Source organism: Streptomyces sp. NPDC055078 (assembly GCF_053607985.1).
This window is the reverse complement of the sequence record NZ_JBSGUP010000306.1, coordinates 1-9,538: the sequence shown is the minus strand read 5'-3', so window position 1 is coordinate 9,538 and position 9,538 is coordinate 1. Positions and strand designations below refer to the sequence as shown.

Below are 9,538 nucleotides of genomic sequence, written 5' to 3'. Positions count from 1 at the left end.
GAGGGGCGGGCGCCGTTCGCATGTCCCGGACCACTGAGGATCCATGGAGACCAGGGTCAGTGCGGCACCAGTGCGTACGGCGCGAGCGCCGCCGCCAGTTCCTCATGGACCCGGGCCTTCAGCAGGGTGCCCTCCGTGGTGTGCTCCGCGGAGAGGACTTCGCCGTCGGCGTGCGCCCGGGAGACCAGAGCGCCCTGGGTGTAGGGCACAAGGGCCTCGATCTCGACCTCGGGCCGGGGCAGCTCGACATCGATGAGGGCGAGCAGCTCCTCGATTCCCTGGCCGCTGCGCGCCGACACCGCGATGGCGTTCCGCTCGATACGCAGCAGTCGCTGCAGCATCAGCGGATCGGCCGCGTCCGCCTTGTTGATCACCACGATCTCGGGCACGTCCAGCGCGCCCACATCGCGGATCACCTCACGCACGGCGGCAAGCTGCTCCTCCGGCGCCGGATGCGAACCGTCCACCACATGAAGGATGAGATCGGAGTCGCCGACCTCCTCCATAGTGGAGCGGAACGCCTCGACGAGGTGGTGCGGCAGATGCCGGACGAACCCGACGGTGTCGGCCAGGGTGTAGCCCCGGCCGCTGGGTGTCTCGGCCCGGCGGACGGTCGGGTCGAGGGTGGCGAACAGCGCGTTCTCCACCAGGACTCCGGCGCCGGTGAGGCGGTTGAGCAGGGACGACTTCCCGGCATTGGTGTATCCGGCGATCGCGACCGACGGCACCTTGTGGCGCCGCCGCTCCTGGCGCTTGATCTCCCGGCCGGTCTTCATCTCCGCGATCTCCCGGCGCATCTTCGCCATCTTCTCGCGGATCCGCCGCCGGTCCGTCTCGATCTTGGTCTCACCGGGGCCGCGGGTGGCCATACCGCCACTGCCGCCGCCACCCATCTGCCGGGAGAGCGACTGACCCCAGCCGCGCAGCCTCGGCAGCATGTACTGCATCTGCGCCAGCGCGACCTGCGCCTTGCCCTCCCGGGACTTGGCGTGCTGGGCGAAGATGTCGAGGATCAGAGCGGTCCGGTCGACCACCTTCACCTTGACGACATCCTCAAGGTGAATGAGCTGGCCGGGGCTCAGCTCACCGTCGCAGACGACCGTGTCGGCACCGGATTCGAGCACGAGATCCCGCAGCTCCTGCGCCTTGCCCGAACCGATGTAGGTGGCGGGGTCCGGCTTGTCACGGCGCTGGATGACACCGTCGAGCACCAGGGCACCCGCCGTCTCGGCGAGCGCCGCCAGCTCCGCGAGGGAATTCTCCGCGTCCCGCGCCGTCCCCGAGGTCCATACGCCGACCAGCACCACACGCTCCAGGCGCAGCTGCCGGTACTCGACCTCGGTGATGTCCTCAAGCTCGGTGGAGAGGCCCGCCACCCGCCGCAGCGCGGCGCGGTCGGAGCGGTCGAACTGGTCGCCGTCCCGGTCTCCGTCGATCTCGTGGCTCCAGGCGACGTCCTCTTCCATCAGGGCATCGGCCCGAAGGCTCTCGGTGCGCGTCTCCGCGAAACTCTCGCTCGGCTTGTCGAAGCTCTGCTCATCGAAGCTCTGCTTGTCCTGGGAAGGGGATGAAGAGGAGGTCATTGGATCCTTACGTCGATGGGAAAGGCCCGGGTCGCACCGGAAGGGCTCCGGCGCCCCGTATCAGTCACAACGTGTGACGGTCCCGGATGATTCCCGTACTGAGCACGAACCACGGAGCACCGAGTACGGAGCACGGGACACGGGCTTCAGGGCACGGTTCCGGAACACGGACTCCGGCCCTGCGGCAGCGTCACCGTCCCGTCGATGGTCCCACGGGGCCACGGCGACCGTCATCCCGGTTTCCCGTGGGGGCAGCCGCGGAGGACTTCGCCCGCGTGTGAGCCGGGGCACCCGCGGGGGCCTTCGCGGCCGCCTTCGCCGGGGCGGTGGCCGGGGCGGTGGCCGGGGCGGTGCTCTTCCAGTCCGGATGACCGGGCATCGGCGGTGTCCGCTCCCCGTACAGCCATGCCTCGAAGAACGCGGTCAGATCACGCCCGGCGATCTGTCCGGCGAGCCGGGTGAAGTCAGCGGTGGTCGCCGTGCCGTCGCGGTGATCACGAACCCAGGCGCGTTCCAGCCGGTCGAAGGCGTCCTTCCCGATCGTCTCCCTCAGGGCGTACAGCGCCAGGGCGCTGCCGTCGTAGACGATCGGACGGAAGAGGCTGATCTTCTGTCCGGGGGCGGGGGGCTTCGGCGCGGCCGGCGGCCCGCCGTCGGCACGCCACTGGTCGGAGCGCCGGTACGCCTCGCGCATCCTGGTCTCCATGAGGTGCCCGGACTTCTCCTCCGCGTACAGCGCCTCGTACCAGGTGGCGTGGCCCTCGTTCAGCCACAGACCGGACCAGGTACGGGGCGAGACACTGTCGCCGAACCACTGGTGGGCCAGCTCATGCACCATGATCGAGTCGACGTACCACTCGGGGTAGGCACTGTCCACGAAGAGCCTGCGCTCGAAGAGGGAGAGCGTCTGGGTCTCCAGTTCGTAGCCGGTATCGGCGTCGGCGATCAGCACTCCGTAGTTCTCGAAGGGGTAGCGGCCGACCTTCTCCTCCATCCAGCGCACCTGGTCCGGTGTCTTCTTCAGCCAGGGTTCCAGCCGGGTGACGTCCTTGGCGGGGACCACGTCGCGGATGGGAAGCCCGCCGGGGCCCTCGCGGGTGGGGACGGCCGAGGTGCCGATCGAGACCTGGGCCAGCTCGGTGGCCATGGGGTGACGGGTGCGGTAGGTCCAGGTGGTGCTGGGGCCGTCCGCCTCCTTCGCCGCCCGTACGCCGTTGGCGACCGCCGTCAGTTCGCTGGGCGCGGTGACCCGGAAGGTGAAGTACGCCTTGTCGGCGGGGTGGTCGTTGGAGGGGAAGACCCGGTGGCCGGCGTCGGCCTGGTTCGCCATCGCGAGCCCGTCGCCGGTGCGCACCCAACCGCCCTCCTCGCCCCGGGGGTCGCTGGTGTGCCGGACGGAGATCCGGGCGCGGGAGCCCGCCGACAAGGGGATCATGGGCTGTACGACGAGGTCCTCGCCCGCGGTCGCGTACTCGGCCGGAAGGCCGTTCACCTCGACCGCGCTCACCGTGCCGTGGGTGAAGTCGAGGTTGACGCGCTCCAGCCGTTCGGTCGCCACGGCGTCGATCTCGGTGACGGCGTCCAGGGGCGTGGTGTTGTTGCCGCGGTAGCTGAAGGAGATGTCGTACGCGACGACGTCGTACCCGGGGTTGCCGAGGTGCGGAAAGAGCGGGTCGCCGATGCCGAGGGGGGTCGGTTCGGGCGGCGGCAGGGTCGCCGCCACCAGGGCGGCCGACGCGACGGCCAGCAGGGCGACGCGCAGTCGGCGCGGGGAGGCGGCGGGCCTGCGGGCGGGCGGGGTCACCGGCTGGGCGGCGGTCCGGCGATCCGGCCCGGCAGGGGTCCGGGAAGCGGTCCGGGAAGTGGGCAGCATGCACTACCGCTACCAGTGCGCACCGCCGCGCAGGGCGAGGGCGCGCGTCGCACCACCCGAACGAGGTCAGCCGGTGGCCGCCGGATGCTGGGTGCGGCTCACGTCGTACACACCCGGTACCCCGCGCATGGCGCGGATCAGGGCGGGAAGACCGGCGGCGTCGGGGAGTTGCAGGGTGTAGGTGTGGCGTACGCGCTGTTCGCTGGGCGGCTCGACGGTCGCCGACACGACGGCCGCGCCCTCACTGGCGATGACCTCGGTGAGATCGGCGAGCAGCCGTGGCCTGCCGAAGGACTCGGCGACGAGGGTCACCCTGCATCCGGCCGCGTCCCCCCAGCGCACCGTGATCGGCTGCCGTTCCAGGTCTTTCATCCGGGTCACCGCCGGACACCGCTCACGGTGGACGGTGACCACTCCGCCGCGTACGGCGAAGCCGGTGACGGCGTCGGGCGGCACCGGCGTACAGCACCCGGCGAGCCGTACGGTCGCGTCCGGTACGTCGACGACGGCGTTGGCGGTGGTGGGCCGGTCGGGGTCGGGGGTGACGCGTGCGGGTCTGCGCGGCGTCGCGGCCGGGGTCCGGGCGCCTTCCGGGTGGGCGGCCAGCCAGGCGGTGATGGCGATACGCGCGGCGGGCGTACGGGCGTGGTCGAGCCAGTCGGGCGAGGGTCCGGAGACCGCTTCCAGTGATGCCTGAGCCGCACGGGCGCCATGGGGCCGCCCGGCTCGCCGCGCTTCCCGGGGCCCCTGAGGGGCGACATCGGTCTTCTGGCCGTCACCCGGCTCATCCGGACCGCCCGCGTCCGTCACGCGAAGAGCACCCCCGTCACCCGTGGCGCCCCCGGGATCAACGGCCTCAGTGACCTCAATGGTGTCGCCGGCGTCGTTTACGTCGGCCGCCCCATTGGCCCCATTGGCATCGGCGTCGTCGGCCAGGAGCAGATGGACGGTGTCCCCGTCCCTCAGCACCGTACTCAGCGTCGCCAGACGGCCGTTGACCCGTGCGCCGATACAGGAGTGGGCCTGCTCGCCGTACTGCGCGTACGCGGCGTCGACACAGCTCGCGCCCGCGGGGAGGCCGAGCATCCCGCCGTCGGCGCGGAAGACGGTGATCTCGCGGTCCTGCGCCAGGTCGGCGCGCAGCGATGTCCAGAACGTGTCGGAGTCCGGGGTGGACTCCTGCCAGTCCAGCAGCCGGGACAGCCAGCCGGGCCGGGTCGGGTCGGCCCGCTCCCCGTCGGCCGGCTCGGCCCCTTCCAGCGGTACGTACGGGTTGCCCAGGGCGATCACACCCGCTTCGGCGACCTTGTGCATCTGGTGTGTGCGGATGAGGACTTCGGCGACCTCGCCCCCGGGGCCCGCGACGGCGGTGTGCAGCGACTGGTACAGGTTGAACTTGGGTGCGGCGATGAAGTCCTTGAACTCGGAGATCACGGGGGTGAAGCAGGTGTGCAGCTCGCCGAGCACCCCGTAGCAGTCCGCGTCCTCGCCGACCAGCACCAGCAGCCGTCCGAAGTCGGTGCCGCGCAGGTCGCCGCGCTTGAGGCTCACCCGGTGGACGGAGACGAAGTGGCGTGGTCTGATGACGACTTCGGCCGCGATTCCGGAGTCGCGCAGGACCGTCCGGAACCGCTCGGCCATGGCTTCGAGCGCCGCTCCGGCATCGGCGTTGTCGGCGATCAGGGCGCGGGTGCGCTCGTACTCCTCCGGGTGCAGGATCGCGAAGACGAGATCTTCCAGTTCGGTCTTGAGCGCCTGCACGCCGAGCCGTTCGGCGAGCGGGATGAGGACTTCCCGGGTGACCTTGGCGATACGTGCCTGCTTCTCGGGGCGCATCACCCCGAGGGTGCGCATATTGTGCAGCCGGTCGGCGAGCTTGATCGACATCACCCGGACATCGTTGCCGGTGGCGACGAGCATCTTGCGGAACGTCTCGGGCTCGGCGGCGGCGCCGTAGTCGACTTTCTCCAGTTTGGTGACCCCGTCGACCAGGTAGGCGACTTCGGCGCCGAACCCGGTCTTCACCTGGTCGAGCGTCACCTCGGTGTCCTCGACGGTGTCGTGGAGAAGAGAGGCGGTCAGGGTCGTGGTCTCCGCGCCCAGTTCGGCGAGGATCAGGGTGACGGCGAGCGGATGGGTGATGTACGCCTCGCCGCTCTTGCGGAACTGCCCCCGGTGGGACGTCTCCGCGAGGACGTACGCCTTGTGCAGGATCGCGAGATCGGCGTCTGGGTGGTGCGCGCGGTGCGCGTCGGCGACATGCCCGATCGCGTCCGGCAGCCGGTCACGACCGGCCGGGCCGAGCAGCGCCGCGCGGCCCAGCCTGCGGAGGTCGATCCTGGGACGGCCGCGCCTGCGGCTGTGGGCACCAGGGTTGGCGGCCTCTGCAGTCATGGGGCACCTCCGGGCGTCATTCGACCGGCGGTGGAGAGAGCGGGAGCCCCCTCCGGGCCGGTGCTTGATGCTATCGAGCCCACCACGTGGAGCAGTCCCGCTCTCGCCGAGCGTGAACCGGATCACCCATTCGAGCGAAGCTCTATCACGCCGGGGTTTCGGTCGGCCCGAGGAGATCGGGCGCGAGACTGCCCTCCGCGACGATCACGGCGGGACCCGTCATCTCGATCTCGCCGTCCGGTCTCTCGGTGATCACCAGCCGCCCGCCAGGGAGATCCACGGTGTACGTGACGGGGGTGCCGGTGGCCGTGGGATCGGCGCCGTCCCGGCGGGCCGCGGCGACCGCGACGGCACACGCGCCCGTACCGCAGGAGCGGGTCTCGCCGGAGCCGCGCTCATGGACCCGCATGGCGACATGGCGCTCACCGCGGTCGACGACGAACTCGATATTCACCCCGTCCGGATAGACGGCTGACGGAGTGACGGGCGGCTGGACGAACAGATCGCCCGCATGGTCCAGATCGTCCACGAAGGCGACCGCGTGCGGATTGCCCATGTTCACATGGCGCGTGGGCCAGCTACGGTCGCCGACCGTGACGGTGACGCTGTCCTCGGGGAGGACCGCGCGGCCCATCTGGACCGTGATGTCGCCGTCCGCGCCGCCGGTGGCCCCGGCGGCCCCGGGTCCCCCGGGTCCCTTTGCGATGTGCACCTGCTTGACGCCGCCACGGGTGGCCACCGCGAGTCGGCCGGTCCCGGTGTGGCCCGCGCGCTGAAGGTAGCGGGCGAAGACCCGTACGCCGTTGCCGCACATCTCGGCGATCGACCCGTCCGCGTTCCGATAGTCCATGAACCACTCGGCCTCGTCCGCCATGGCGCGGGCCTCGGGGTGCGCCGCGGACCGTACGACATGCAGCAGCCCGTCGCCGCCGACACCGGCTCGCCGGTCGCAGAGCCGTGCCACGACGGAGGCGGGCAGTCCTATGGCGTTGTCCGGGTCGGGGACGATCACGAAGTCGTTCTCGGTGCCGTGGCCCTTGAGAAAGGCGATCGGCGAGGTCGGCGAGGGCTGTGTGGTGCTCACGTCGTCCATCGTACGAGGGGGCTCTGACAGTCGTCAGCGGGCAGCCGTCGGCCGCGCACGCGGGCCGCGGGCGCGCAGGTCGGGGGCGGTTCCCGGGGCGGCGTCGGAACGGGCAGCCCCAAGGGCCGGGCGCCCCGGGTGAGGGTGCCGGGCGTCAGGGGCGGGTCCGGCCGCTGCGTCGGTGGGGGCAGGATCCGGGAGTGTCGGGGCCGCGCGGCGTCAAGAGCCCGGGACCGGCCGGGGGGCGGCGAGGAGCAGGCACGGCGCGTGGCGGCCGTGCTTGAGGAAAAGGGCGCTGGTGGGTCCGTACTCGGAGGCTGGGCGCCGGGGCCGGCCTGAGCCGCCTTGGTGGGACGTCGGGCCTTGGTGGGACGTCGGCGGCGAGGCGCGTCAGCGCAGGCGGGCCACGCGCAGCACAGCCAGCGCCACCAGCGCGACACCCACCCCGGCGTACAGCGCGATGACGCGCCAGTCGGGGCGCACACCGGAGCCCCGGGGCGGCAGGCCCGGCCAGGTGTGGCCGACGCGGCGGGCGGCCATCACACCCCAGCCGGCGGCGCAGCAGCTGATCAGCAGTCCGAGCATCGCGACGACCGGGCCGCCGGTGCCGGAGCCGAAGGCGAGGGGGAAGCCGAACATCAGGGAACCGACCGCCGCGAGCACCACGATGGGCGCGAGCTGCCAGATCCGGAGCCGACGCGCCGGGCGCAGTTCGACCTCGACCTCGTCCGCGAGAACGTCCTGGTCGTCCGGACCGTCAGGACTCAGCCGGGACGCGCTGTCCGCCGCGTCCCGTGGCTGCTGGTCCGTGTCATGAGGGCCGGCCTCCATCGCCACACGCCCTCCCAACTCGGACTCCACGGTCGATCGATGCTCGATGATGGCACGGTCCAGGGCACCCAAATGACGGGCAGTGCGTCCCGATGCCATCACGTGATCAGGCTGTAACCGCTCGTTCGATCAACGCCAGCGCCTGCTGCGGAAGTTCCCCCCGGTGGTCGACGTCACCACTCAACCAATGCACCCGGGGATCTCTTCTGAACCATGATTCCTGACGGCGCGCGAAGCGTTTCGTCGCCCGAACGGTCTCGTCGCGCGCCTCCTGTTCGGTGCACTCCCCCGCGAGCGCCCGCAGATTCTGCTGGTAGCCGAGGGCACGCGACGCCGTGAGCCCCTCGCGCAACCCTTGCGCTTCCAGGGCGCGTACCTCGTCGACGAGTCCCGCCTCCCACATCCGGTCCACGCGCAGCGCGATGCGCCGGTCGAGTTCGGGACGGGCGACCGCCACCCCGAGCTGGACGGTGTCGTAGACGCTCTCGTGGCTGGGGAGCTGTGCGGTGAAGGGCTTGCCGGTGATCTCTATCACCTCCAGGGCCCGGACGATACGACGGCCGTTGCCCGGGAGGATCGCGCGGGCCGCATCGGGGTCGGCCGCCGCGAGCCGGGCGTGCAGGGCGCCGGGGCCGAGCGCGGTGGCCTCCTCCTCCAGCCGGGCGCGGATCGCGGGGTCGGTGCCGGGGAATTCGAGGGTGTCGACGGCCCCTCGTACGTACAGCCCCGAACCGCCGACGACGACCGGTGTACGGCCCTCGGCGAGCAGCCGGTCGATCTCCGCCCTGGCGAGCCGCTGGTAGTCGGCGACATTCGCGGCCTCGGTGACGTCCCAGATGTCCAGCAGGTGGTGCGGTACGCCGCCGCGCTCACCGGGCGGCAGTTTGGCGGTGCCGATGTCCATCCCCCGGTAGAGCTGCATGGAGTCGGCGTTGATGACCTCGCCGTCCAGCCGCTGGGCGAGGAAGACGCCCAGATCGGACTTTCCGGCCGCGGTGGGCCCGACGACGGCGATGACCCGCGGTGCGGGGGCTGTCCTTCTCACGGCCCCAGTCTCCCAAACCCGAGGGGGTGTCCCCGAACGAGGGAGGTGACGGTACGGCGGGGGCGTCGTTGCCTGTTGCGAGGTCGTGAACGCCGGTTTCCCGACCGGTGCCCCCGAGTGTGGCAACACGGCGCACCGGGCGGCGCGGAACGTCACCCACACGAGTACGCTATGGAGTGAATATGGGCGTTTTTGCACGGTTCCTTCGCAGGTCCCAGGAGAACCCGGCCGAGGAGACGACGGGCGGTCACCAGACCGAGGCCCCGGAGGACGCGCCCGCGGCGGAGGCCGTCGAGGCCGAAGGCGCGGCGGCGACCGATCAGGCCGGGGCACCGGCCGAAGCCGCCGAGGGCGTGGAGATTCCCCGGCAGCAGTCGGCCGGGGAGGCCGCGGACAGCGGAGCCGGTGAGGGCGCCCGGAAGTAGCCGCACGAGGAAAGGTGCCCCATGGGCCTCTTGGACAATTTGAAGGCCAAGCTCGCCCCGGCGAAGGGCAAGGTCTCGGACCTGGCCAAGCAGCACGGCGGCAAGATCGAGCACGGTCTGGACAAGGCCGCCAAGGTGGTCGACTCCAAGACCAAGGGCAAGTACAGCGGCAAGATCGATTCCGGCACCGGCAAGGCCAAGGAGGCCCTGGACCGCATCGCGCACAAGGACGACGGCGGCACCCCGCCGCCGCCTCCCGCTTCCTGAGATCAGCGTCCCGGACGGCCGCGGAGCAGTTCGCTC

At 71.3% G+C, this 9,538-nt stretch carries 8 protein-coding genes; 2 read left to right on the top strand and 6 right to left on the bottom strand.

Going from position 1 to position 9,538, the window contains the following annotated elements:
• Window positions 1-56 precede the first annotated feature (56 nt).
• The 6 genes from hflX to miaA all read right to left on the bottom strand — a co-directional run bounded on the left by hflX (window position 57) and on the right by miaA (window position 8,810).
• Entirely contained in the window at window positions 57-1,583 is a 1,527-nt protein-coding gene (hflX, locus tag ACWF94_RS23730) for a GTPase HflX (RefSeq protein ID WP_453491877.1), read from the bottom strand.
• Between the two features lie 190 nt (window positions 1,584-1,773).
• Window positions 1,774-3,456 (bottom strand): M1 family metallopeptidase, encoded by a 1,683-nt coding sequence (locus ACWF94_RS23725; RefSeq protein WP_453491874.1) that lies wholly within the window; start codon window positions 3,454-3,456, stop codon window positions 1,774-1,776.
• Window positions 3,457-3,522: 66 nt separating this feature from the next.
• The gene (locus ACWF94_RS23720) at window positions 3,523-5,850 is read right to left on the bottom strand and encodes a RelA/SpoT family protein (RefSeq protein ID WP_453491871.1); all 2,328 of its coding nucleotides are present in this window, start codon (window positions 5,848-5,850) and stop codon (window positions 3,523-3,525) included.
• A 145-nt stretch (window positions 5,851-5,995) separates the two neighbouring features.
• The gene (dapF, locus tag ACWF94_RS23715) at window positions 5,996-6,943 is read right to left on the bottom strand and encodes a diaminopimelate epimerase (RefSeq protein ID WP_453491868.1); all 948 of its coding nucleotides are present in this window, start codon (window positions 6,941-6,943) and stop codon (window positions 5,996-5,998) included.
• A gap of 381 nt (window positions 6,944-7,324) precedes the next feature.
• Entirely contained in the window at window positions 7,325-7,765 is a 441-nt protein-coding gene (locus ACWF94_RS23710) for a hypothetical protein (protein ID WP_453491880.1), read from the bottom strand.
• Window positions 7,766-7,871: 106 nt separating this feature from the next.
• Window positions 7,872-8,810 (bottom strand): tRNA (adenosine(37)-N6)-dimethylallyltransferase MiaA, encoded by a 939-nt coding sequence (gene miaA, locus ACWF94_RS23705; protein WP_453491865.1) that lies wholly within the window; start codon window positions 8,808-8,810, stop codon window positions 7,872-7,874.
• Window positions 8,811-8,992: 182 nt separating this feature from the next.
• On the opposite strand from miaA, the gene ACWF94_RS23700 reads away from it, so the two are divergent.
• Together ACWF94_RS23700 and ACWF94_RS23695 are read left to right on the top strand one after the other, a co-directional pair.
• Complete coding sequence (locus tag ACWF94_RS23700; RefSeq protein WP_453491862.1) at window positions 8,993-9,235, top strand: hypothetical protein; 243 nt, start codon at window positions 8,993-8,995, stop codon at window positions 9,233-9,235.
• A gap of 21 nt (window positions 9,236-9,256) precedes the next feature.
• Window positions 9,257-9,502: an antitoxin gene (locus ACWF94_RS23695; protein ID WP_453491859.1), complete on the top strand. Its 246-nt coding sequence runs from the start codon at window positions 9,257-9,259 to the stop codon at window positions 9,500-9,502.
• Window positions 9,503-9,538 lie beyond the last annotated feature (36 nt).